This window comes from Polyangium jinanense (assembly GCF_028435365.1).
Genome location: NZ_JAGTJJ010000079.1, coordinates 20,590 through 45,068 on the forward strand (window position 1 = coordinate 20,590; position 24,479 = coordinate 45,068).

18 protein-coding genes and 1 rRNA gene are annotated in these 24,479 nt (G+C 68.7%); 9 read left to right on the plus strand and 10 right to left on the minus strand.

Annotated elements, in window-relative coordinates:
• Positions 1–91 precede the first annotated feature (91 nt).
• The 8 genes from KEG57_RS49835 to KEG57_RS49870 form a co-directional block, all read right to left on the minus strand.
• Positions 92–925, minus strand: a complete 834-nt coding sequence (locus KEG57_RS49835) for a DUF4123 domain-containing protein (protein ID WP_272459857.1) — start codon at positions 923–925, stop codon at positions 92–94.
• Positions 916–1,257: a PAAR domain-containing protein gene (locus tag KEG57_RS49840; RefSeq protein ID WP_272427922.1), complete on the minus strand. Its 342-nt coding sequence runs from the start codon at positions 1,255–1,257 to the stop codon at positions 916–918. The genes KEG57_RS49835 and KEG57_RS49840 overlap by 10 nt, the downstream gene beginning before the upstream one ends.
• Before the next feature lie 16 nt (positions 1,258–1,273).
• Positions 1,274–3,310, minus strand: a complete 2,037-nt coding sequence (locus KEG57_RS49845; RefSeq protein ID WP_272427921.1) for a type VI secretion system Vgr family protein — start codon at positions 3,308–3,310, stop codon at positions 1,274–1,276.
• 1 nt (position 3,311) lies between these two features.
• Entirely contained in the window at positions 3,312–4,025 is a 714-nt protein-coding gene (locus tag KEG57_RS49850) for a hypothetical protein (RefSeq protein ID WP_272427920.1), read from the minus strand.
• A gap of 9 nt (positions 4,026–4,034) precedes the next feature.
• Positions 4,035–4,805, minus strand: a complete 771-nt coding sequence (locus tag KEG57_RS49855) for a tetratricopeptide repeat protein (RefSeq protein ID WP_272427919.1) — start codon at positions 4,803–4,805, stop codon at positions 4,035–4,037.
• A 13-nt stretch (positions 4,806–4,818) separates the two neighbouring features.
• Positions 4,819–6,138 carry a serine/threonine-protein kinase gene (locus KEG57_RS49860; protein WP_272427918.1) on the minus strand — a complete coding sequence of 440 codons (1,320 nt, stop codon included), beginning with the start codon at positions 6,136–6,138 and terminating at the stop codon, positions 4,819–4,821.
• A gap of 451 nt (positions 6,139–6,589) precedes the next feature.
• Positions 6,590–8,470 carry a 4-alpha-glucanotransferase gene (locus KEG57_RS49865; protein ID WP_272427917.1) on the minus strand — a complete coding sequence of 627 codons (1,881 nt, stop codon included), beginning with the start codon at positions 8,468–8,470 and terminating at the stop codon, positions 6,590–6,592.
• A gap of 77 nt (positions 8,471–8,547) precedes the next feature.
• Complete coding sequence (locus KEG57_RS49870; protein WP_272427916.1) at positions 8,548–9,303, minus strand: hypothetical protein; 756 nt, start codon at positions 9,301–9,303, stop codon at positions 8,548–8,550.
• Between the two features lie 298 nt (positions 9,304–9,601).
• Between KEG57_RS49870 and KEG57_RS49875 the strand changes: the two genes are divergently transcribed.
• From KEG57_RS49875 to KEG57_RS49905, 7 genes are all read left to right on the plus strand, one after another.
• Entirely contained in the window at positions 9,602–9,841 is a 240-nt protein-coding gene (locus tag KEG57_RS49875) for a hypothetical protein (protein WP_272427915.1), read from the plus strand.
• Positions 9,842–10,055: 214 nt separating this feature from the next.
• Positions 10,056–11,300 (plus strand): efflux RND transporter periplasmic adaptor subunit, encoded by a 1,245-nt coding sequence (locus tag KEG57_RS49880; protein ID WP_272427914.1) that lies wholly within the window; start codon positions 10,056–10,058, stop codon positions 11,298–11,300.
• A gap of 26 nt (positions 11,301–11,326) precedes the next feature.
• The gene (locus tag KEG57_RS49885) at positions 11,327–12,037 is read left to right on the plus strand and encodes an ABC transporter ATP-binding protein (protein ID WP_272427913.1); all 711 of its coding nucleotides are present in this window, start codon (positions 11,327–11,329) and stop codon (positions 12,035–12,037) included.
• Between the two features lie 17 nt (positions 12,038–12,054).
• Positions 12,055–14,487 (plus strand): ABC transporter permease, encoded by a 2,433-nt coding sequence (locus KEG57_RS49890; protein ID WP_272427912.1) that lies wholly within the window; start codon positions 12,055–12,057, stop codon positions 14,485–14,487.
• 16 nt (positions 14,488–14,503) lie between these two features.
• Positions 14,504–15,859, plus strand: coding sequence for a sigma-54-dependent transcriptional regulator (locus tag KEG57_RS49895; RefSeq protein ID WP_272459860.1), 1,356 nt, complete (start codon positions 14,504–14,506; stop codon positions 15,857–15,859).
• The gene (locus tag KEG57_RS49900; protein ID WP_272459858.1) at positions 15,856–17,202 is read left to right on the plus strand and encodes a sensor histidine kinase; all 1,347 of its coding nucleotides are present in this window, start codon (positions 15,856–15,858) and stop codon (positions 17,200–17,202) included. The genes KEG57_RS49895 and KEG57_RS49900 overlap by 4 nt, the downstream gene beginning before the upstream one ends.
• Positions 17,203–17,211: 9 nt before the next feature.
• The gene (locus KEG57_RS49905; protein ID WP_272427910.1) at positions 17,212–18,231 is read left to right on the plus strand and encodes a hypothetical protein; all 1,020 of its coding nucleotides are present in this window, start codon (positions 17,212–17,214) and stop codon (positions 18,229–18,231) included.
• Here KEG57_RS49905 and KEG57_RS49910 read toward each other — a convergent pair.
• Both KEG57_RS49910 and KEG57_RS49915 read right to left on the minus strand, forming a co-directional pair.
• Positions 18,228–19,940 carry a serine/threonine-protein kinase gene (locus KEG57_RS49910; protein ID WP_272427909.1) on the minus strand — a complete coding sequence of 571 codons (1,713 nt, stop codon included), beginning with the start codon at positions 19,938–19,940 and terminating at the stop codon, positions 18,228–18,230. The two genes, KEG57_RS49905 and KEG57_RS49910, sit on opposite strands and share 4 nt — an antisense overlap.
• 401 nt (positions 19,941–20,341) lie before the next feature.
• Positions 20,342–21,874, minus strand: a complete 1,533-nt coding sequence (locus KEG57_RS49915; protein WP_272427908.1) for an RtcB family protein — start codon at positions 21,872–21,874, stop codon at positions 20,342–20,344.
• Positions 21,875–22,272: 398 nt separating this feature from the next.
• On the opposite strand from KEG57_RS49915, the gene KEG57_RS49920 reads away from it, so the two are divergent.
• Together KEG57_RS49920 and KEG57_RS49925 are read left to right on the plus strand one after the other, a co-directional pair.
• Positions 22,273–22,602: a hypothetical protein gene (locus KEG57_RS49920; RefSeq protein WP_272459859.1), complete on the plus strand. Its 330-nt coding sequence runs from the start codon at positions 22,273–22,275 to the stop codon at positions 22,600–22,602.
• A gap of 901 nt (positions 22,603–23,503) precedes the next feature.
• Positions 23,504–24,479 (plus strand): 16S ribosomal RNA (locus KEG57_RS49925); the annotation flags it as partial.

Below are 24,479 nucleotides of genomic sequence, written 5' to 3' on the forward strand. Positions count from 1 at the left end.
GGAGAGCCGCGGAGCCGCGTTTGGCCATGCACACACCGCTGGACGCTCGGCTCTTGGACCTGCCATTGCGCCATCTGGTCCCCTGTGAACCTCATGGCGCCGATGGGCGCGAAGCGCGAAGCACCTCGCCTTGCTCCCCCTCCATCAAAAAGGCCTCGAGGATCGAGCCGAACAGCTCCCCTCGCTGCCGCAGGTTGCTCATCGCCAGAAATCGCCGGAGCACCCGCGGATCCTGAAACCGGAAATAAAGCCGCTTCACTTCGCCCTCCGCCTCCACCATCGTGAGCCGCCGGAGATGCCGCCGCACGTCCACGAAGGGACGAGAGCTCGTCAGATACACGCCCCAGCTCTGGCCCCATCCCTCATCAAGGAGTTTTCCCATGAGCGCGCTCTCCGGCGACAGGCGCACGAGATAGGGCGCCACGTCGGCGAGCGCGTCGCCTTGCGCGCCTTCGTAAAGCGATCGGGATTCGTCGACGGATTCTCGCAAGAGCTCGCGGATGCGCTTGTCACGTGCCGCGTCGAGGAGTGCGAACAGCGGCGTTTTTTCAGTTCGCAACACGGAAAACGCCTGCGCCTTGCACGCGGCCACCTCGGGCGAATCCGCCGGCCTTGGGCGCGAGGTCGCTCCCTCGAAAAAAACCATGAAGACCGTATCCCCGGCGCGAATCCACGACGCGTTCCGCGCCTCCCCCTCGTGCACCGGCTGCCCGTCGAGCCACGTCCCCGTGTCGCTGCCGCGATCCCGCACAAGGCAACACACCCCGTCCCACGACACCTCGAAATGGAGGCCCGACATCTGCCGATCGTGCGACACGACGAAATCGGAAACCTCCGTCCGCCCCACGCGCAGCGAGCCGCCGGGCGCGATGACCGCTCGCTGCGCCGCGAGCCGGCCCCATTGCACCTCGACGATCACGCGCATGGCTCGCAGAGCGGCGTCCCCTCCTGCGCCGCGCGTTCGAGCGTGCGTGCTTGCGCGGACGTGCCGATCAGCACGTTCGGACAGCCCATCGTGATCGTCCCCCCGCGCGCCGTCGGATCCCCGAGCCGCGCCGCCGGCCGATATCCGATCAGCACCGTCGGTTCTCCCGCGACGATTACATCCGGCGGCCCCGCGCACGTCGCCACGTCGCCTACACGCGCCGCGGGCATGTGCCCGATGAGCACGCGCGGATCACAAGGCGCCGCGACGGGCCCACCCGCCGGCATGAAAGGACATACATGCAAATCGGTCACGCGCGCTGCAGGCGGCATCGTCCCCCTCCTCGATTCACGGCGCGCCCGCGCCGGGCACGTCCACCACGGCCTCGATGGCATCTTCGGGCACGTCCGGTCGTGCCCCGCTCCCCGCGCCGGGCATGCCGCCGCTGTTGATTCGCACCATGTTCCCCACGATGGAAACTCCACCCGCGTCGATTCGAATGAACCCCCCGGGTCCCTTCAGCGTCAGGTCGAGCGCGCCCTCGATCACGACCGACGATCCCGCCGCGAGGTGAATCTCCTTGCCGGCCTCGATGGCGTGGCTCTGCTCTGCCTTCTCGTGCCGGCTCCCGCCCACCGTGATCGACGCCTTGCCGTCCACCTGCCGGCGCTCGTCCCCTCGCACGTGCAAATCACTTCGCCCGGCGACGAGCTCCTTTTTCTCGGCCTTGATCACGAGGTCCTGCCGCCCGCCGACCAGCACGCGGTGATTGCCCTGGATGCTCTCGTGCTCGTCCCCGAGCACCCGCGCATAAAGGTCGCGCTGCGCCTGCACGTAGACGAGCTCTTTCCCTCGCGCGTCCTCGAACATGATCTCGTTTGACCCGTTCCCGCCGGGCGACGACGCGCTCTTCAGCGTGCTTCGCGTCTTGTGCTCGGGGAGCTTGTACGGCACGAGGTTTTTCCCATTGAAGACACGCCCGACCACGACCGGCTGATCCGGATCACCGCCGAGGAACCCCACCAGGACCTCCTGCCCCACGCGTGGAATCATGATCGATCCCATCCCCGTCCCCGCCCAGCCCTGGCTCACGCGGATCCAGCACGAGCTGTCGTCGTCGTTTTTGCCCTCTCGATCCCAGGGAAACTGGACCCGGATCCGGCCGAATTCGTCGGTATGAATCTCCTGCCCCCGCGGCCCGACCACCACCGCGCTCTCCATCCCGAGCGCCCGTGGCTTGGGGGTCGTCATCGGCGGCCTATAAGGATCGGCCGCGAACACGGCCCGGCCGCTCATCTCCCATTCCGTCACGACGCTGCCCGAGAGGCAAAGCTCGGTCACGAGCAAGCGCTGCTGCGCGAGCGCCTGGTGCGGGTGGTCCTGGATCAGGAAAATGACCCCCGGCGCGAGGATCATCGAGTTGGTCGCGTAGGTGACGACCCGTTTTTCGTGGCGCTCCGCCTGGAGGCTCTGCGTCGCGCGGGTGATGCCGAATCCCTCGTCGCGCCGCGCCATGCCTTTGTCATCCGCGACGGGCGTGGCGCCGGCGCCTTTCGTGGTCTCGACGAGAAGCGCGCCGGGGCGGTAATGATACTGCTCGTACCGGTGCTCCGGATCCTTCGCAGGCGGGGCCTCGCCCTGGCTCGGGAAATCGGGCCGGCGGAAATCGTGGTCGCGCACGACGTACGCGCCCGGCCGCACGCGGTGGCTCATCTGCACGGCCGTGACGTATTCCTTCGGCGCGGTGCGGTTCGGCGCGTCGTCGAAGGTCAAGGGCGAGCGCGGGTGCGGCTTGCCGGCGGCGAGGGCGTCCGAGAACTGGAGCATGGTGCCGGCGCCGTCCTCGTCGGGGAACGAGTACGCAATGCCGGCCTCCTCCAGCAGGCGCGTCAGGAACGAGAGCTCGCTCTCGCCGTACTGGACCCGGTATTCGAGCCGGGGATACGCCGCCCGATCGATGGCCCACTTGTGCTGGATTTTCCACTCGCCGAGCAGCTTGTCGACGATGTCCGGAATGGAGAGGTGCTGGAAGACCCGATACCCGAGCCGCTGCCCGAGCAGCCACAGCTTGGGCATGATCGTCAGCGTGTAGGTGGATTCGCCGGTCTCCGAATCCTCGACGCGCACCTGCTCGATGTGCGTGCAGATGCCCTCCCACCGGCGGCGCGCCTGGCCAATGGAAAAATGGTCGCCGCGCTCCATCACGAAGGCGGCGGGTTTGCCCACGATGGTCTCGAGGTCGATGCTCGCGTCGTGGGAGCGCGCCAGGATGGAGACCTCGAACGGCTCGGAGATCGCCTCGCGCACCGAAAAGGTGCGGACGGACAAGTCCTCCCGCGGGGTTTTGGGCTTGAACGATTCGAAAAGTAAGTGGAAGCCTCGCATGTCATTCCTCCGATGCGGCGCGGGACGCGGGACAGGCGAGCGAGGGCTCCGCGCAACCGAGGCCAAACGCGTCGACGAGCGCGCCCGAGCGCCCGAGAATGGCCCGCGCGACCTGGTTCGCCGGGCAATACGTCGGATCGAAGGCCTCTCCCTGATCCTCCGCGCCGCCGAACGATTCCGTGCGCGTGCCCTCCCCGAGCGACAGGGACGGCGCCTCGGGCGTGCCGCGCGCGAGGAGCGGCGCGCAATGGAGCCTGAGGCTCCACAGAACCTCGTTGTCCCCGAACGGCCCGGTCGTGCCCTCGAACCCGACGACCATCGTGTCCGGCGGGCACATCTCGGGTCCCGTGGTCGAGGCCGAGCCGCGCATGATCGGGACGGTGGTGCCCGGCGCGAGGGTCATCGTATAGGGGTGCGTCTCCGAGGCGCGCACCGTCCCGCATAGAGCCATGATGCCCGACACGAACGGGCCATTCATGCCGCTTCGTAGACCTACGAGGACCTCGCCCTCCGGGCATTCGTCCAGAAACGGGCTTCCCCCGGGTCCGCCGTGCTCGTCCGTCGAGGTCAGACCGGTAAAACGCGGCGCACACGCCTCGAATCGAAGCGCGTCGACCCCCGTGATCGAATTGCACCCGAGCGATCCCTGGAGCCCGACCGCGCCGAGCAGAACGCCGAGGCCCCGGCGCGCCGGGGCACTTGAAAACAACTGCATGTCCGCCCCTCAATAATGAAATTGGATGTCCGCCCGACCGATCCCCACGGAAACACGGAGATCCTTCACGGCGCCCGTGGAAGCGCCCGCCGTGCCCCCCGGACGGAGCACGAGCAAGACCACGCCCGCCGCCGCCGCGACGCCGCCCACCACGAAGGCCGTCGTCGACACGTGACCAAGCGTGCGGGCCTCGTCGGCCTCGGCGCGGTAGGCCGAAAGGCAAGGCTCGTCCGGGCAACGGCTGCGGACATCGGACACCTTCGCCATCGAAAGCGCCCCGGTCACGGCCCCGACGCCGAGCCCAATCGCGCCCACACCGAGCGAAATCGCGCCGGGCACGAGGGAACCCTTCGAGGGCGCGGGTGCCGGGCGCTCGGAGGCCTTTTTTTCCGCGGCGAGCTTGGCCTCCATCTCGGCGAGCTCGCGCTCGGCGTCGTGATGCGCCTCCACGAACGGGGGCGGCGCGTCCTCGGGCAAGGGCTCGGCGAGGACCTCTCGATAAAGCGCCTTCGCCTCGACGACCTTGCCGAGCTTGCGCTGGCAACGCGCCATGTGCACGAGCAAGGTCGGCGCGGGGAAAAGCGCCTGGGCCTCGCGGAAGTGCTCGTAGGCCTCCTCGAAGCGGCCTTCACGATACGCATCGAGCCCCTGGTGCGCGTGTTCGAGGGCCATCGCGCGTTTGTCCGGAGCGCTCGTCGGTCGCGGCTGCGCGTCCGCGGTCGAGGGCGCGAGCGTGAAAAAGAGAGCGGGAACGAAAGGAACAAGCCAGCGAAGGCGCATGAAAACTCCCGATTCAGAAGCCGAAGGTCGGGTCGCGCGTGGGCACGGGCGAAGGTGGCGAAGGGCGCTTCGAGGTGGCGCGGGGCGTGGAGGTCGGAGCCGTCTTCCGCGGCGTATCCGGCGGCGGCGCGGCGGAGGGCGCCGATTCCGGAGGCGTGGGCGCGACCGTCGGGGTCGGCGTCGAGGACGCGCTGGTCGTGGGCGTCGGCCATGCGGGCGGCTGCGCCGGCAAGGGCTCCGCCGGGGCCACGGTCGGCATTTCGATGGGCTCCTTCGGCGAGGAGAGACGATACGCGGCGAGCGCGCCGAGGCCGAGGACGACCGGGGCGGCAATGCCGAGCGCGATCTTGGCGGCCCGCGGGCGGCTCACGACGATCGTGGTGGCGACGCCGGGCGCGGTCGGCAAGGCGGCCGGCGGCGGGGTCTGGGCGAGGGAGACGTCGGGCGTCGACGGCATTCGTTCCATCACCAGGGACGGCCCGGCGAGGAGAGTCGGCAACCCCGATCGGAGCGAAGCGAGGGCCTCGGCGAAGGCCTCCGCGCTCTGGAATCGCTCGTCCGGGTTTCGTGCGAGCGCCCGCGCGAAAAAAGGATCCACGACGGCGGGCAAGCTGGGCGCCACCGTCGTGGGCGGAGGGACCGGCTCGGTGCAAAGCTCGATGAGCAGCTCCCCGAGCGCCTGCGATCCGAACGGGAGGCGGCCCGTCAAGCATTCGTAAAGGACGACGGCGAGCGACCAGAGATCGCTGCGATGATCCACGCGCCGGCCCCGGGCCTGCTCGGGGCTCATGTAGCACGGTGATCCGAGCAAAACCCCCGACCGTGTCGTCTGTCCAGCCGCGTCGTGCACGATCCGCGCGACGCCGAAATCGAGAATTTTGACGATGGTATCGTCGCCCTGGCGCGCGAGGAAGACATTGCTCGGCTTGATGTCCCGGTGAATGATCCCGAGCTCGTGCGCGCGGCGGAGGCCCTTGCAGACGGGCAGGATGACGGCAATGGCCGCGGGCAAGGAAAGGCGCTCCTCGCGCGCGAGGCAGGCCTGGAGATCCTCGCCCTGGAGGAGCTCCATCACGAGGAACGGCGCGCCGTCCGCGACGCCGTAATCGTGGACGCCCACGACGTTCGGGTGCTGGATCTGTGCGCAGGCCCGTGCTTCCCGTTGAAATCGATCACGCGCGAATGCGGTGTCGACGTGCTCGGGCGCCATGACCTTGAGGGCCACGCGCACGTCGAGCTCGAGGTGCCGCGCCACCCACACGGCCCCCATCCCGCCCTTCGCCAGCGGTCGCTCGAGGACGTATCTCGAGGCGATGATGTCCCCGCTGTTCAAGGCAATGCCCCCCTCCGCCCGGCAATCCGCGAGAGGGTACGATCAGGGAGGGAGCCGGCAAGCTGATTCGGCTGCGTGTTCCTGCTGCGAAATGCGTCGCCGAGCCCTCGAATACGTCCACACACGTGTCATTCGCATTCGCCGACCTCCCGCGCGGACTGCCCCACATGGCACCTCCCTCCGGCGACCTCCGGCGCCACCTGCCACACGTGTCACCTCGCCGAACCGACCGGGATCCGCGGGCGGCCACGTGTGTCACTCGCCCTTTCCGACCTCCCCGCCCGTCCGCGACACGTGTCCGCCCGCCGATCCCGTCGCCCCCGTCACCTGCCGCCTGTGTCCGTCGCCCGCGCCGACCGGCGTTCGCGGCGACGACGTGGGACAGGTCGTCCGCGAGAGCAGGTCTCCGCTCTGCCACGTGTGGCAGGCCGGAACCGAGCGCGGACGCCGCTCAAGGCAGCGCGGAAAGCCGCGCCGCGAGCGTTTCGAGGTCGCCCGCCGCCCCGGACGCCCGCGCCCGGAGCGCGAGCGCGAGCGCCTGGCGGAGGTCGAGCGCCTCGCCCCGGCGTCGCGCCTCGAAATACCCCGTCTCCCACCCCTCGGGCACGCGGAGCGACCAGTTGTCGTCGCTGATCGTGCCGGGGACGTTGTACCGCTCCCGCAGCCCGAACAGGTCGGCGAAAAAGAGCATCGCGCTCCGAGCGTTGCTCGCCAGGGCGTCGGCGAGCTTCGCCGCGACCAGCATGCCAGGGTCACGCAGGACGGCCGCTTCCAGCGCCGGCGCCCCGAGCCGCCGCGCGAGGTACGAGGCCTGCGCCGCGAGCTTGCCTTCGGCCCGCCACGTGGCCGCGAGCTCCCACATCGAGGGCGTGTCGTGTGTGCCCATCATGATCCAGTCGGCGGGCTCGGCGTTTTCGCTGCGGTAGACGTCGCGCGGGTCGTCGAGGTTCGCCTTCTGGGTCACGCGGAATCGCCCAAGCCCGTGCCGCGCGAGCACCGCCTCGAGCTGCCCCGGCAGCGTGCTCAGGACCTCGCAAAACAGCGTTTTGGCGACGTGTCCCCTCACCTCGGCGGCTTCCACCAGGACGTCGAGGAGTTTTCCGTAGGCGCCCACCTGGGCCGCGTCGAGGTCCCGGACCCAGGCCTCCGCATGGCGCGGCAGGCTCCCATCGATCTGCGACGGATGCGGAATGGCAAACGCAGCGAGGCGCGGGTGATCGGAGAGGTCCGGCGAGGAGCGGAGGCGCGCGCCGCGCTGGACGGCCACGAGCGGGTCCTCCGCGGCCGCATCGTACACCCACGGGTCGACGAGGCCGTGTGGATGATCGATTCGCACGCCGTCGTAAGCCTCGAACATCGCGGTCATGCGCGCGCGGAGGAATTCGCCGGCCGCGCCAGGCCAGAGGGCGGGATCGAGGACGGGATACCCCCACGGTTGTCCCTCGGGATTCGTGCGGCTCGGCGGGGCGCCCATGCGGTAGCCGGAGAGGAAAATCGAGAGGTTCGACCATTCGTCCTGCAAGCCGAGGCCCACGGCGAGGTCGCCGTAAAGGGCGAGGTCGAGGGAAGCGAGATGCGCGCGCAAGGCCGCGTGTTCTTCCCGCGCGAGGAGCTGGCGGAAGGCGTGGGCTTCGATGGTTTCCGCGTAGCGTGAGCGGAGCGTGGACCATCGCGCGGCCGCCGCGGCCTCGTCCCCGGGCGAGGGCGCGAAGAGGCGCGCGTCCAGGGCGGGCCAGTCCTTGAAATGGCCGAGGCTGTGCTCCATCGCGAGGCGCTCGTAAAGCGCATCCCGCTCGATCCAGCCGATGTTCCGCGCACGCCACGCGTCGAGCCGGGCGGCAAACGCGGCGAGCGTGGGTGGCAGGCTGCCGAACCGACGTTTTTCCTGGAATGCCGCGAAGGCCTCGTCGAGCGCGCGGCGCACGGCGGCGGAGGCGTAGCGGTGATGCGCGCGGCCGGCCGGGCTGCGGGGGCGATCGGCGACGAGCGACGCGAGCGTTTCAGGGCGGAGGAGGCCGCCCCAGGCGGGATCCCGGGCGAGCGGGGCGAGCGCGATGGAGACGGTGGCGCGCGAAAAGCAGGCGCCGTCGTACGGCGAGGCGTTGCCTTCGGAGAGGTCGCCCTGCGGGCCGAGCAGGACCGCGGTGAAGCCGAGGTCGCGGGCGAATCGGAAAAAACGCGCCGACGCGCGGCCGTAGGGAGAGCCGCGGCCGATGTCCTCGTCGGGATCCGCAGGGAAGCTCGGGTCGTGGATGGCGAGCGCGAGGCGCTCTTTGCCAAGCAGGCGCAAGGCCTCGCCGGCAAGGTGACGTTCCTCGGCGCGCGTGTTCATGAAGGGCGCATCGTACCGCGCGGCAGGCCGGCGTCACGTGGGCGCAATGCATGGGTCCGGCCGGCTCGATCGGGATTTCAGTCCCCCTGCCCTTGCCGGCGCACCCAGTACATCTGCTTGTGTCCGCGGGCCTCGAACGTGGCGCACTCGCGCATGGCCCGCGAATACGAGAGGAACGTGGACATCTCGTAACGCTGCCCATTGTCGTCCTGGCGCCAGAGCGACCAGCGCGGGAGCGCGGCGAGGTCGATGCGTGGTTCGATCCATTGGACCTCCGGCGTGTCCAGGGCGAGGGCCTCCGCGAGGTCCTGCGCCGCCTCGGTGGGATCGTCCCCGCGGATCGTGCGAATCTCCAGGCCGCTCCCGCGTTCGAGGTCCGACACGGCCCAGAACCCACGCCCCGTGGCCGCCGAGGCGAAACACGTCTCCACGAGCCAGCCGAGCCCCGGCAGGAAGAAACGGACCGTGTCCCCGCGCATCTCCGTCACGAGCGAGTCGATGGAGCGCGCGACGGCGGCGAGCGGAAGCGACGCCATCAAATAGCCCCGCGTAGTCAGCCACTCGACGTAACCCGTTACGTCCTCGCGGCGCACCAAAAAATCGTCGCCCCAGCGCCGCTCGATGTCTTCGAGGGACATGAACACCAGGCGCGCGATGGCGTGATCCGGAAACCCGCCCTTGGCCGCCGCAGCTTCGCGCCATCCCGTGCACGTCCAGCGAGCGATGTCCACGCGGTCCGTCCGCCCTTCGAGGAACGCGCGGAGGAGGTCGACGAGCTCACGGACACGCGCGGCCTGGGTGTATTGCTCTTCGGGGGACAGAGGTCGGCGCATCGGTGGGTGTGTAGGCGCGGAGAGGCGGGGGGACAAGGTCGCGCGTCGCGACCGCGGGCGCCTCGGGCCCCCCTCCGCGCGCCATGTAGCGGACATTCAATGTCCCAGCAAACCACCGATTTCCCTCCATTTGAGTGCCCCTTGCGATAAAGTGTGCGCCGGTCGACGGACGATGAAGGTGCCGCTTTTTTCGAGCGGCGGTGGACCATCGGACGGACATCGAGGGGCTCGGGGAAATCGGCGCGAGAACGCGCCCGCGGGGCCTTTGTCGATCCGTTGCTTGCACGAGGAGGTGTTCGTGACGCTCGAGATGAATCAGATCGACGGCGTTCGTATTCGTTTGCCCATGGCGACGGCGATCGTCGCTGCAATCGTGCTCGTTGGTGTCGTGTTGCTCGTTCTTGCCTCGTGGATCGTGGAGACGAACGGGGCTTCTGCGCCGGAAGGCGCGCGGACGTCGCGCGTGATGGCGCCTTCGGACGCGCCAGATTCGGCGCGCTTGCTCGAGGACCGGGGGCGCCCGGGGCGCCGGTTCTAATCTGACAGACCTCACCCCCCCAACCCCCCCTCTCCGCGCCGCGGAGAGGGGGGGTGAGGGCCGGGCCAGCAGGTGGGTCGAGGGCGGAAGCAGGTGTCCGATTTTGGGACGCCGATCCCAGAACCGGTCACCCCTCCCCGGCTCGGCTCTCGTTTACGCGGGTTTTTCCGTGTCTGCCGCTTGGTACACCCTTCGCTAGGGCCCTCCGCGTCGGATGGACATCCCGCGCAAGCCCACCCCCAAGCGTCGCGCGCCGCTCTTTGCTGCGGCGGCAGGCGTCCTCGCGATCGCGCTCGTCACGCTGGGCCTCGGGCGCCTCCGTGCCGCGGCCCCCGAGGTCGAGCGGTCCGGCCTTTGGATCGCCACGGTGCAGCGCGGCCAGATGGTGCGGCAGGTGAAAGGGCCCGGGTCGCTCGTGCCCGAGGAGGTCCGGTGGATCACGGCCGAGACCGCGGGGCGCGTCGAGCGCATCCACGTCAAACCTGGCGCCACCGTCGCCAAGGACACGCTGATCCTGGAGCTCACGAATCCCGATGTCGTGCTCGAAGAGCTCGCGTCGGAGCGGGATGTGGCGAGTGCGCAGCTCGAGTTGTTCCAGGCGAAGAGCCGCCTCGAAACGCAGGCGCTTGCAGAGCGCGCCACCGTTGCCGATCTCGCCTCGCAGCTCGCCGACGTGCAGCGCCGCGCCGAGGCGTATCGCGCCGGCGCCGGCGAGGTGTACTCGGCGCTCGACGCGCGGCAGCTTGCTGATCGCGAGGCCGATCTTGCGGCGCGGCTCGAGCTCGCGAAGCGCAGGGTCGCGGTCGTCGACGGCAGCAAGCGGGACGAGATTGGCGCGCAGCAGACGCAGATCACGAAGCGGCGCGACATCGCCGCGTTTCGCAAGCGTCAGGTCGACGCGATGCGGGTGCGCGCCGGCGGCGACGGGCTCTTGCAGGATCTGCCGCTCGAGCTCGGGCAATGGGTCGTGCCCGGGACCGTGCTCGCCCGCGTCATCCGACCCGAGAAGCTCAAGGCCGTCCTGCGGATCCCCGAGCTTCAGGCGAAGGATCTGCAGATCGGTCAGGCCGCGACGATCGACACGCACAACGGCCTGGCGAAAGGGCGCGTGGCGCGCATCGCGCCCGCCGCGTACCAGGGGACCGTCACCGTGGAGGTGACGATCGAGGGAGATCTGCCGCAAGGATCACGGCCGGATCTCTCGGTCGAGGGGACGATCGAGATCGAACGACTTTCGGATGTGCTCTCCGTGGAGCGGCCCGCGGGGGCGCAGCCGGAGGGCGCGGTGAGCCTGTTCAAGTTGATCGACGGGGGCGAACTCGCGCTGCGCGAGCGGGTGGAGCTCGGACGCGCTTCCGTCGGGACGATCGAGGTCCGCGGCGGCTTGCGCCAAGGGGATCGGGTGATCCTCTCGGACATGTCGCGATGGGACGGGATCGATCGGATCAAGCTTCGCTAACGAAACGAGACGACGAAGGAGGGACGATGGCCAGCAAGGCGGAACGACTGATCGCGCTCGAAGGGATCACCAAGGTGTTCACCACCGACGAGGTGGAGACGCACGCGCTCGAAGGCGTGCACCTCACGATCGACAAGGGCGAGTGGATCAGCGTGATCGGGCCCTCGGGCTCGGGGAAGTCGACGTTGCTCGCGATCCTGGGGCTGCTCGATACGCCGTCGGGCGGCTCGTACACGCTGCGCGGAAAACCCGCCGCGGGGCTCTCGGCCGCGGAGACGTCACGCCTGCGCAACCAGGAGATCGGGTTCATCTTCCAGACCTTCAACCTGATCGGCGATCTGTCGGTGTACGAGAACGTCGAGCTGCCGCTGGTCTACCGGAAGGTGCCGCCGGAGGCGCGGCGCGAGAAGGTGATGAAGGCGCTCGAACGCGTGGGCGTCGCGCACCGCGCCCGGCACCTGCCCGGTCAGCTCTCCGGCGGACAGCAGCAGCGCGTCGCGGTGGCGCGCGCCGTTGTCGGCGACCCGGCGATCCTGCTCGCGGACGAGCCCACCGGGAACCTCGACTCGAAGAACGGGCAGGCCGTGATGCAGCTTTTGCACGAGCTGCACGAGGGCGGCGCGACGATCGCGATGGTGACGCACGACGTGGCCTTCGCGCGGCACGCGACGCGCACGATCAGCTTGTTCGACGGGCGGATCGTCGAGGAGTCGCACGCGCCCGGGGCGGCGGCCTGAGGCGCGGAGAGAGAGCCATGCACGACTTTCTGCAAGACGTCCGCTTCGCCCTGCGCATGCTGCGCAAGGCGCCGGCCTTCACGATCGCCGCGCTCGTGGTGCTCGCGCTCGGCATCGGCGCGACGAGCGCGATCTTCAGCGTGGTGAACGCGGTGGTCCTCCGGCCGCTGCCGTATCCGGACGCGGACCGCATCGTCGTCATCCACCAGGATTTTCGACTGGCGGGGCTCGAACAGATGGCGTTCGGCATCCCGGAGTACCACGACTTCCGCGATCAGAACCGCTCGCTCGAAGCCATCGCGGCCTACCAGCTCCGCGACAAGAACCTCGCGAGTGTCGATCCGCCCGAGCGCCTGCTCGTCGCAACCGTCTCGCCGGCGTTTTTCCCCGTGCTGAAGATCGAAGCGGCGCCCGGCCGCACGTTTACCCCGGACGAGGAGAAGGCCGGGAGCGATCGCGTCGTCCTGCTCTCGCACGCGCTCTGGCAGCGGCGCTTCGGCGGTGATGCGTCGATCGTCGGGCGCTCGGTGGATCTCAGCGGCGAGCCCTACACGGTGGTCGGCGTGTTGCCGCGCGGGTTTGTGTTGCCGCAGAAGGTCGACGTCTGGGTCCCACTCGCGCCTTCGGAGCTCGAGTCCTCGGAGGAGCGCCGCAACTGGCGGAACTACGACCTCATCGCGCGGCTGAAGGCCGGGATCTCCGTCGAGCAGGCAGCGGAGGATCTGACCGCGCTGCGCCGCCGCATGAACGAGGAGCACGAGGGCGCGGCCCCGGGCACGTCGCAGCTCCTCGTGAAGGTGCAGACGCTCAAGGATTTCATGGTCGGCGAGACGCAGACGACGCTCGTGTTCCTGCTCGGCGCGGTGGCGTTCGTGCTGCTCATCGCCTGCGCGAACGTGGCGAACCTCCTGCTCGCGCGGGCAGCGGTGCGGCAACGCGAGATCGCGGTGCGCGCGGCGCTCGGCGCGGGCAGCGGGCGGATTGCCGTGCAGTTCCTCGTGGAGAGCGCGGTGCTCGCCGTGCTCGGCGGCGCGCTCGGGCTCCTGCTCGCGCTCTGGGGCGTGGACGCGCTCGTCGCGATCGATCCCGACAGGCTTCCGCGCGCCGAGGAGATCCACCTCGACGGTGTCGTCGTCGCCTTCACGCTCGGCGTGTCGCTCGTGACGGGGCTCGTCTTCGGCGTGATCCCGGCGATACACGCGAGCCGCGTCGATCCGGCCGACGTGCTCAAGGAAGGCAGCCGCGGCACGGCCGGCGGACGTATGGGTCGCTTCCGGAACGCGCTCGTCGTCGCGCAAATCGCGCTCGCGCTGATGCTGCTCGCCGGCGCCGGCCTCATGACCCGCAGCCTCAGCGCGATGGCCCGCATGCCGCTCGGCTTCGATCCCGAGGGCGTGCTGACGGCAAAACTTGCCATCACGAACCCGCGCTACAAGGAGGACAAGGCGAAGGCCGCCTTCGCGCGTGACTTGCTCGCTCGCTTGAACAACCTCCCCGGCGTGACCGGCGCCGGCATCACCACGAACCTGCCGATCTCGGTGCGCTACAGCCAGAGCTTCCGCATCGAGGGCAAGACGCCCGCGGCAGGCGAGCGCTGGCCGTACGCGGTGCATCGCGAGATCACGCCGGGCTACCTGGAGTCGATGCGCGTGCCGCTGATCGAGGGGCGCATGCTGAACGACCAGGACCACGAGGACGCGCCGCACGCCATCGTGGTGAACCAGGCGCTCGCGAAGACGTACTTCCCCGAGGGCAACGCGGTCGGGCGCAGGGTCCGCATGCCCTGCGGCGACGACGAGAAGACGTGCCCGTTCTGCACGATCGTCGGCGTGGTCGGCGACGTGCGCGAGGTGTCGAGCGAGGAGACGATCGCGCCGACGTTTTACGCCTCGTACGCGCAGGTCCCCCGGCACAGCCTGAACATCGTTCTCCGCACGTCGCAGGATCCGCTGTCGCTCCTGTCAGCGCTGCGGAGCGAGGTCCGCGCGATCGATCGGGATCAGCCGATCTACGACGCGATCCCCATGCAAGCACGCGTCGACCAGCGCCTCGGGCCACGCCGGTTCGCGCTGGAGGTGCTGTCCGTCTTCGCGATCACGGCGCTCATCCTGGCCGCGGTTGGACTGTATGGCGTGACCTCCTACATGGTGACGCAACGCACGCGTGAGTTCGGGATCCGGCTGGCGCTCGGGGCCGAGGCACGCGACATCCTCGGCATGGTGCTCAAGCGGAGCCTGGTGCTCGCCGGGCTCGGGATCGGCGTGGGTCTCGCGGCCTCGCTCGTGCTGTCGCGGGTGATGACGAGCGTGATCTACGGCGTGAGCGAGCGTGATCCGCTGACGCTTTTGATCGCCTGCCCGGTGCTCGCGGGGGCGGCGCTCTTCGCGAGTTACTTCCCCGCGCGGCGCGCCACGCGTGTCCCTCCTGCGATCGCCCTGCGCGCGGAGTAACCTCGCCGTGACGACGATGAAGATCCTGCTGGCCGACGATCAGCCCGACGTGCTCGAAGCGCTGCGCCTGCTCGTGAAGGCCGAGGGTTTTTCCCCAACGCTTGCGCGGTCGCCGGCCGCCGTGCTCGCGGCCGTGGAGGGCGGCGACTTCGACGTCGTGCTCCTCGATCTGAACTACACGCGCGACACCACCTCCGGCCGCGAGGGCCTTTCGCTGCTCCCCAAGCTGCGCGAGCTCGACGCGACGTTGCCGGTGGTGGTGATGACGGCGTGGGGCAGCGTGGAGGGCGCGGTCGAGGCGATGCGCAAGGGCGCGCGCGATTACGTGCAGAAGCCGTGGGACAACGCTCGGCTGCTCGCGACGCTGCGCTCGCAGGTGGAGCTCGGGCGGGCGCTGCGGCGCATGCGGCGGCTCGAACGGGAAAACGCAGCGCTCCGGGGCGAGGTGCCGCCGCTCGTCGCGGGCTCGCGCGCGATGGCGCCGGTGATGCGGCTCATCGAGCGGATCGGGCCGTCGGACGCGAACGTGCTCCTCACGGGGGAGCACGGGACGGGCAAGGAGGTCGTCGCCTGCTACCTGCACGCGATCTCACGGCGGGCCAGCGGGCCGTTCGTGCCGGTGAACGCGGGCGGCCTCGCCGAGGGCGTTTTCGAGAGCGAGCTCTTCGGCCACGTGAAGGGCGCGTTCACGGACGCGCGCGAAGATCGGATCGGCTGCTTCGAGCTCGCCGACGCGGGCACGCTCTTCCTCGACGAGATCGCGAACATGCCGCTCGCCCAGCAGGCGAAGCTCTTGCGGGTGCTGCAGACCGGGGAGCTCTCCCCGGTCGGCTCGTCGAAGGTGCGCAAGGTGAACGCGCGTGTCCTCTCCGCGACGAACGTCGACGTCGGGGCGGAAGTGCACGCGGGGCGCTTCCGCGAGGATCTGCTCTACCGGCTGAACACGGTGGAGATCCACCTGCCGCCGCTGCGGGAGCGGCGCGAGGACATCCCGGCGCTCGCGGGGCATTTCCTCGTGTCGCACGCGAAACGCTACCGGATCGAGAACGCGTCGTTTGATCCGAGCGCGATCGAGGCGCTGCTCGCGCATCCGTTCCCGGGCAACGTGCGCGAGCTCGAACATGCGGTCGAGCGCGCGCTTCTCCTCGCGCCGAGTGGCCTCATCCGGGCCGAGGACATCATGCTGCGGCGGCCTTCGCAGGCCCCGAACCGGCTCGAAGAGATGACGCTGGAAGAGGCCGAGGGGCACCTCATCGCGCGGGCGCTCGCCCGCACCGGCGGCAATGTGAGCGACGCGGCGCGCGCCCTTGGCCTCAGCCGCAGCGCGCTCTACCGGCGAATGCAGCACTTCGGGCTCAAGGGCTCCGGATGAACGCCGAGCGGCCGCGACTGCCGTTCGATCGCGGGATTTTTCTCCTCACGCTCCTCGCGGGTCTGCCCGCGGTCGTCCTCGCGCTCGTGCTGCTCTGGCGGAGCGACGCAGGCGCGGCCGCGAAGTGGACGCTGACCACGATCGTCGTGCTCACGTGGGCCGGCGTCGCCTCCGAAGTGCAAGCGCGCGTGGTGCGGCCGCTCCAGACGCTGGCGAACGTGCTCGAAGCGCTGCGCGCGGGCGACACGTCGATGCGCGCACGCGGCGCGCGGCGAGGGGATCCGCTGGGCGAGGTGATGCTGGAAGCGAACGCGCTCGGCGATGCCGTGCGCGAAAAGACGCTCGGGGCCCTCGAAGCGAGCGCGCTGCTCCGCACTGTGATGGAGCAGATCGACGTGGCGATCTTCGCCTTCGACGAGGGCGAGACCCTGCGGCTCGTGAACCCCGCGGGCGAGCGCCTGCTCGGCCTGCCCACCCCGCGCTTGCTCGGCCGGCGTGCGGCGTCGCTCGGCGTGTCGGCTTGGCTCACGGCGCCCGCGCCTTGCCGCCTCGACGACGTCCTCGCGGGCAGCGGCGGTCCGTTCGAGCTCCGGCGCACGACGTTCCGGCAGGGCGGTCGGCCGCATTACCTGGTCGTGCTCACGGATCTGCGGCGCGCGCTGCGCGAGGAGGAGCGGCAAGCCTTCCAGCGGCTCATCCGCGTGATCAGCCACGAGATCAACAACTCGCTCGCGCCGATCCAGTCGATCGCCGAGGGGCAACGCAAGTTGCTCTCGCTCGACCCGCGGCCCGACGACTGGGAGGACGACGTGCGCGACGGCCTCGCGGTGATCGCGCGCCGCTCCGAAGCGCTCGGTCGGTTCATGTCGGCCTACGCGCGCCTCGCACGTTTGCCGTCGCCGTCGATCGGGCCGGTCGAGGTCGGATCCTGGGTGACGCGCGTGGCAGCGCTGGAGAAACGGCTGCCGGTACACGTGGACGAGGGGCCGGCAGTCGTCGCGCCGGGCGACGGTGATCAGCTCGATCAGCTCCTCATCAACCTGGTTCGCAACGCGGTCGACGCGGCGCTGGAGACGGGCGGAGGGGTGCGCGTGTCCTGGCGGGCGGTCGGGGCGCGCGTGGAGGTGCTCGTGGAGGACGAGGGGCCGGGGCTCCCGCAGACGGAGAACCTGTTCGTGCCGTTTTTCACAACGAAGCCGCAAGGATCGGGCATCGGGCTGCTCTTGAGCCGGCAGATCGCCGAGGCGCACGGGGGGCTACTCCGGCTGGAAAACCGGCCCGGTACGAAAGGGTGTGTCGCCATTTTGGTGCTGCCGCTCGGCGAGGAGCAAACGGCGCGCTAGAGAGCGCGCATGCTCAAAATCCGTCCTCCTTGGCTTCTCCTGTCCACGCTGTTGCTCTCATGCGCCGGGAACGACCCCGCGACGCCGGCCCCTCCGCCTCCGCCGCCGGAGCTCGATCCACGGATCGCCGACTGCCTGCGCATCAACGCCTGCGATGCAGAGGGAGGTCAGCCCATCGGCATGCAAGCGTGTCTCGGCCACGTCCTCGACGAGCCCTGGCTGTGGGCAGCCACCGGCACTCTGCGGCTCGAAATCCAGAGCCTCGATTGCAAGCTCGCCGCGAAGGACTGCGCCACCGTCCGCGCCTGCACGCCGCCCAAGGACCCCTTCGCCACCGCGTGCGCCGCGCACCCCGCCGACGACATCTGCGAGGGCCAGACCTGGGTTCTTTGCGACCCCGACGGCAAGCCGACCGCCGCGATGGACTGCGCAGCCGCGGGGCTCTCCTGCAACAAGAACATCTGGGCCGGCTGCGGCGCCGAAACCTGCACCTTCGGCACGACGAAGGCGGCCTGCGCCGCCGACGATCCCGACGTACTCGTCGAATGCACCGCGGCGGGCGTTCTCACGCGGATCGATTGCCGCACGCAGTACAACATGGTGCACATCAACGGGCAGGATGAGGAGAAGCGGATCACGATCGCCGGCGAGACCTGCGGCTTCGATCCCCAACGCAACGACATCGGCTGCATCGGCAAGGGCGAGGATTGCACCTTCTTCTCGCAGGCCTGTAACGGCGACGTGCTGGAGACCTGCGCAGGCGGGAAGATCGGCCGGCGAGACTGCGCCGCGCTGTCGCCCGAGGGCCAAAGCTGCGGCTTCGTGCAGAGCGGAGCCTTCGCCGGGGGCGCGGCATGCGGGTTCGTCGAGCCGACATGCGATCTCGGCGCCGCAGAATCGTGCGAGGGCAGCACGGTGTCGTTCTGCAACCTGGGCACCCCCGCGAAGGTCGACTGCCAGGCGCAGGGCTTCGGCGGATGCGAGACGGCCATGCTCGGAGGCAGGACCGTCGCGTATTGCGTGCCTTAGGGCGTCACGCGCGCTTCGGCCGCCGCAGACGCGCTGATGGCGGGCGCGGCGGCCTCTTCGAGCTCCGGCTCGATCGCGGGCTCCGCGGGCATGCCGGCGGCCGCCGGGCGCATGTCCGCGCCACGCACCGCGCCTTCAGCAATGTTCTTTTCGCCCCCCGTGGTGAAGGCCATGACGAGCGCGACGACGATGAACACGGCCGTCGTCGCGCTCGCGACGAACGCCACCGATTTCGCGCGGCGAGGCGCGGGCAGAGCCGGCGCGTAATCCCAGGGGGCCATGCTGTTCCCCATGGGTTCACTCGCGCTCGGCACGGGGACGCACGGGAGCGACGTGCGCACCGACGGAGGCGGGAGCGTCGGGAAGCTCGGCAGCCGCGGCGGGGCGAGCGCGGTCGCTTCGTCGATGGTCTCTTCGGGATCGAGGAGGGTCGACGTCGGCTTCGCGTCGGGCTCGAAGGCGGGCGTCGCGGGTTGCAAGGCCTGGGGGGGCCCTCCGAATCCCATTTCCCGGGCCTTGCGCAGATCGGTGCTGCCCATCGGGACGGTTCCGCCACCCGCGCAGGAGAGCTCGGGATCCCGGGGCATATCGCAAGGCGGTTCCGCAGGTACGGCCGGAAGGGCTTTCGGTTCGATGGCTTCCGCGCGCTTCAAGAACGGATCCGACTTGGTCGGGCGCCCCTTCGCCCGCGCCGCGCGGCGGCCCGAATCCTTGCCGATACAACCGAGCAGAATGGCGTCGATGTTCTTGGGAATCGGGCGCGAGCTGTTCGAGACCCGCGACGAGCGCGGATCGTCGGTGAGCGAGGTCCGCTCGTCCTCGGCCCAGCCTTCGCGGCGTTCGCTGTAGGGCGAGAGCGCGGCTTTGAGGTCGAGGGCGCGCGGGAAGCGCGAGTCGACGTCCTTGCAGAGGCACCGCATGATGACGGCCTCGAGCCCGGAGGGGATCCTTCCGTGAATCGACGACGGGAGGGGCGCCATCTCGCTGCCGAGCACGGCCATGCAGATCTCGGGCGTCGTGGCCCGCTGGAACGGCGCGCGGCCCGTGAGCAGCTTGTACAGAATCGCGCCGAGCGCCCAGATGTCGGCCCGCGCGTCGACCTCCCGCGCCGCGCGCATCTGCTCGGGCGCCATGTACAGCGGCGAGCCCATGATGTCGCCGTTGCTCGTCATCTCCGACTCGCCATCCTCGGGGACGTGCTTCGAGACGCCGAAATCGAGGACCTTGATGCACGGCGAGCCATCCTCGCGGTGCGTGAGGAACAGGTTCGCCGGCTTGAGATCACGGTGGACGATCCCGCGCCCGTGGGCCTCGGCAAGCGCGTCGCAAGCCTGCATGACGTAAAGGACGGCCTCGTGCACAGGCAGCGGCCCTCCTTTCTTGAGCAGCGCCGAGAGGTCGTCGCCGTGGAGCAGCTCCATGACCATGAACGGGGCGCCCGAGGGCAGCCGGCCGATGTCGTACACCTGAGCGACGTGTTCGCTCCGGAGTTTCACGACGGCGCGCGCCTCGCGGAAGAAGCGCTCGATGATCTGCGGATGCGTGAGCTCCGACCGGACCAGCTTGATGGCCCGCTCGTCCCGGAGCTCGAGGTGCGTGGCAGCGACCACGACGCCCATGCCGCCCATGCCGAGGAGACGCTCGACGCGATACTTCCCCGCGAGGATCTCGCCCACCGCGACCGGGCTCCGCACTGCTTCGTTTTCCATATCGCGCCCTAGGGCGCACGCTACGAAGGCCACGGCGCGCGGGCCAACAAAGCCGCCTCGCTGGGGCGCTGCCCCAGACCCCGCGGGGGCTGTCCGCCCCTCGACCCGGACCAGCGCAAGCGCTGGACCCGGGGTCGATGAACTGCGCGATGCGCAGTTCATCGAACAGGCCGCGTCGAGACGGGCAACGACGCTGCCGGCCAAGACGGCAGCGCCGGCATTTCAATCGGCACGGGTGTCCCCGTTGCCAGCGTGAACCACACCTTCACGGTCTTGCCACGGGCCCGCTGGAAGAACTGCGCATCGCGCAGTTCTTCCACCTTCGGTCCAGGCCGTGCCTGGTCCGGGTCGAGGGGCGGACAGCCCCCGCGGGGTCCGGGGCAGCGCCCCGGCGCAACGGCTCATCCCTTCACCGTTGCAATCGGCGCGAGCCGCACGACCCGCCGTGCCACGCCGGCATCCTCGACGGATCGCACGACCGGCGTGATGGCCTTGTATGCATAGGGCGCCTCCTCCTTCATCCGGCGGTGATACTTCTCGAGGATGTCGCGCCGCCCGCGGAGGGACGGCGCGTCTGGATCGATCGGGGTCACCACGTCGAGCTTCCCCGTCGATTCCCGGTACACGTCGTCGCTCACGTGGCTCGCCTGCCCGCGCGTCAGGCTCCGGCCTGCGCCGTGACAGGCGCTCGCGAGCAGCGCCTCGTTCCCGAGCCCCGCGAGCACCCAGCTTGCGTCACCCATCGAGCCTGGGATGATCACCGGATGCCCGGTGTACTGGAATGGGCTCTCGAACGGATCGGGCCCCGGCGCGGGCGTTGCGCCTTTGCGATGGAGAAAGCGCCCTGCCCTGCCCTCCGGCTCCCAGATGAGGTTGTGCGGCGCATCGTAGACGAGCCGCGTCTCCACTGTTCGCCCGAGGACCTCGCTCATCGCGCGCGCTGCCATCAGCACGAGGAAGAGCCGGTTTCCAAAGGCGAAGTTCGCTGCGTTGCGCATCGCGGACAGGTACGCGGCCGCCTCCGCGGCGAGCGGCCCCCAGGTCGGCATCACGTAAAAGCCGTGCGCTGGGTGGGGTAGGCCTTTCGGGTACAGCTCGTGGGCGCGTGCCATGAAATGGCCGCCCACCACGTGGCCGAGCCCGACGGAGCCCGAGTGCGCCATGATCGTCACGGCCCCGCGACCGAGGCCGAACGTGTGCGCCGCGTGGCCGTCTACGATCTCGTCCACGCGCTGCAACTCCACGAAATGGTTCCCGCCGCCGACGGATCCGATCTGGATGTCCCGGCCGTCTTTGGCGCCCGAGGCGCGGATGAAGCTCGCGAAGGCGAACGTGTCCTCGGTGGGCAACGCGCCGTTGAAATGAACCCGCTCGAGATCGTGGAGCTCCCGCGCGGGGTCGTAGTACTGCCAGATCCCGGTGCCTTGGTTATCGGCTGCGGTCTCGGCGAGCCCCCAGAGCCCGTCCCGGAGCAGCGCCTCGCGCTGGCGGGGGGACATGGGGATGTTTCGTTGGCCCTGAAAGAAGATGGCCCGCAGGCGCTTCTTCAAGGCGGCCATGTGTGGCACGAGCTCGTCGTGGGTCACGTCCGTGACTGCGAGGCGCATGCCGCAGCAGACGTCGTTGCCCACGGCGCGTGGGACGACGAATCCACGCGCGTCGGCCACCGTGCCCACGGGGATGCCGGATCCTTTGTGGAAATCCGGCGTGAGCACCACGGCCGCGAGACGGCCCGGCCCTTCGCCCCAAAAGGGCGCGATGCGGCCTTTGCGCTCCTCTTCCCAGATGGAGAGGAGCGTGTCCTGAATCGAAACGAATTCGAGAAGCTCCGCGATGCCCTCTGCCTCGACGGAGACATCGGGCCGCGCGATGAGCGTGATCGGAACACCAAAACGACTTTCGATGCGGGCGAGCGCGCTGTCCTCTCGGCGCACGACCGCATCCAACCTGAGATTGCCCATGGCTGCTTTCCCAGACGCGCGCACGTTCTGCCGTGCGAGCGCCCTGCGAACGAACGAACCCTATCGCGCAGGTCGTACGTCGCCGCGACGTCGAGCCTGGGAGCGCATCCAATCCAGAGGACGCACGTCTCCTCACGCTCGCACGCCGACGATCCATCGCCGACCCGCGACCCTTTCCCCGGTTCGTTTGAACTCCGGAGCGCGCCCGAGGAAAGCGCACTTCGCAGCAGCCGCGCCCACGATATACGAGCGATTCTCATTTGTCAAGGAAGAGCTCGCGCGCATTCCACTGCCGGCATATCGAATGCACGCCGCCCCCGGGCACTGGATGCGCAGGCCGGGTGCAACCCGTGTGCACGGTGGAGGACGAGATGGTGCGCGACGATGAAACGAACAACCCTCTCACGCAGGGGAAAGGCCGTACGGACGAGGTCGATCAATCGAAAGGAATCTACCCGTTCGGCAGGCCGCACCCGCCCGACGCGGAGATACGCCCGCCTGGTTCGCTCGGCGGTGGCTCGTACGACGAATCGGGCCGAGGCGGCGTGGCCCTCTCACCGGAGCGATCGACCACGGGCGCCGGTGAAGTTGGCGCGTCGATCGCAAAGCAGTTCGTGGAGCAGGGGCTGCCGGAGGAGGCCCCTGAACCGCAAGAGCCGAAGGGCGCGCTTCCGCCGCACGACGAGCGGAAGCCTCGTTGATCGAGGTCCTCTCCTCTCTCCTCTCGTTGTTGACAGTCGGAGGAGCGTCGTCAGCCTCCCCGCCCCTCGTCATCGAGATCGTCGGGTGGTTGACACCAGGGTGGAAGTGGTTACGACTACACTTCGCTGGGGGACAGAGGGCGCCGCGAGGTGTCGTCCTCGGCAGGTCCGCGGATGGAAGGGTACGGAGAATATTTTCGTCCTTCGCGGATCATTGTCCGTTGACAACAGGACCGAGGGGGGATAGACACGGCCCCCTCGTCGCGACAGAGGGCGCCGCAAGGTGCCGTCTTCGGCGAGGACCCAGGGTCCAGAGAATCTGAAAAGATTCTCGGCCCTCGGAAGAAAGATGTTGACAAGGTGAATGAGGCGGTTTAAAGAGCCGCCCCTCGCTGAGAGACGCAGGGCGCCGCAAGGTGCCGTCCTCGGTGAGGACCCAGGGTCCAGAGAATCTGAAAAGATTCTCGGCCCTCGGAAAAAAGATGTTGACAAGGCGAATGAGGCGGTTTAAAGAGCCGCCCCTCGCTGAGAGACGCAGGGCGCCGCAAGGTGCCGTCCTCGGCAGGTCCTCGAGCCTGAAGGATCTCGAAAGAGATTACCTGGGTTTGTGGGCATCTCGTAGTGCTCCGCATAGGCATATGCAGAATTTGCGAGATAATTGCTGAGATTGCCGCCGACGTCGGCCCTTTGGGCGCGGCGTTTGGTCGAGCGAACGAGGAGAGCTTTGCGAAGCACCTCGGCTCGGTCCTTGAAAACTGGATTGTACGCAACACGCATTAACGTGTGGTGACGTGGCCCTCGCCTTTGACCTGCGCAAGCACGGTCGAGGCAACACGTCATGCCAATGAGGCATGAGCCGTCACCCGGTCTTTAGCCGGACCGAGGTGACCTCCAGCAAGTTTAACTGGAGAGTTTGATCCTGGCTCAGAACGAACGTTAGCGGCGCGCCTAACACATGCAAGTCGTGCGAGAAAGGGCTTCGGCCCCGGTAAAGCGGCGCACGGGTGAGTAACACGTAGGTAACCTACCCTCTGGTGGTGGATAACCTTCCGAAAGGAGGGCTAATACAGCATAAGACCACGGCCTCGCGAGAGGCAGGGGTAAAAGCGGGCCTCTGCATGCAAGCTCGCACCAGGGGATGGGCCTGCGGCCCATCAGCTAGTTGGTGAGGTAACGGCTCACCAAGGCGAAGACGGGTAGCTGGTCTGAGAGGATGATCAGCCACACTGGAACTGAGACACGGTCCAGACTCCTACGGGAGGCAGCAGTGGGGAATCTTGCGCAATGGGCGAAAGCCTGACGCAGCGACGCCGCGTGAGTGATGAAGGCCTTCGGGTTGTAAAGCTCTGTGGAGAGGGACGAATAAGTGTCGTCGAATAGACGGCATGATGACGGTACCTCTTTAGCAAGCACCGGCTAACTCTGTGCCAGCAGCCGCGGTAAGACAGAGGGTGCAAACGTTGTTCGGAATTACTGGGCGTAAAGCGCGTGTAGGCTGCTTGGAAAGTCGGATGTGAAAGCCCTGGGCTCAACCTAGGAAGTGCATTCGAAACTTCCAAGCTGGAGTACCGGAGAGGAAGGCGGAATTCTCGGTGTAGAGGTGAAATTCGTAGATATCGAGAGGAACACCTGTGGCGAAGGCGGCCTTCTGGACGGTTACTGACGCTGAGACGCGAAAGCGTGGGGAGCAAACAGGATTAGATACCCTGGTAGTCCACGCCGTAAACGATGGGTGCTAGGTGTCGCGGGATTTGACCCCTGCGGTGCCGTAGCTAACGCATTAAGCACCCCGCCTGGGGAGTACGGCCGCAAGGCTAAAACTCAAAGGAATTGACGGGGGCCCGCACAAGCGGTGGAGCATGTGGTTCAATTCGACG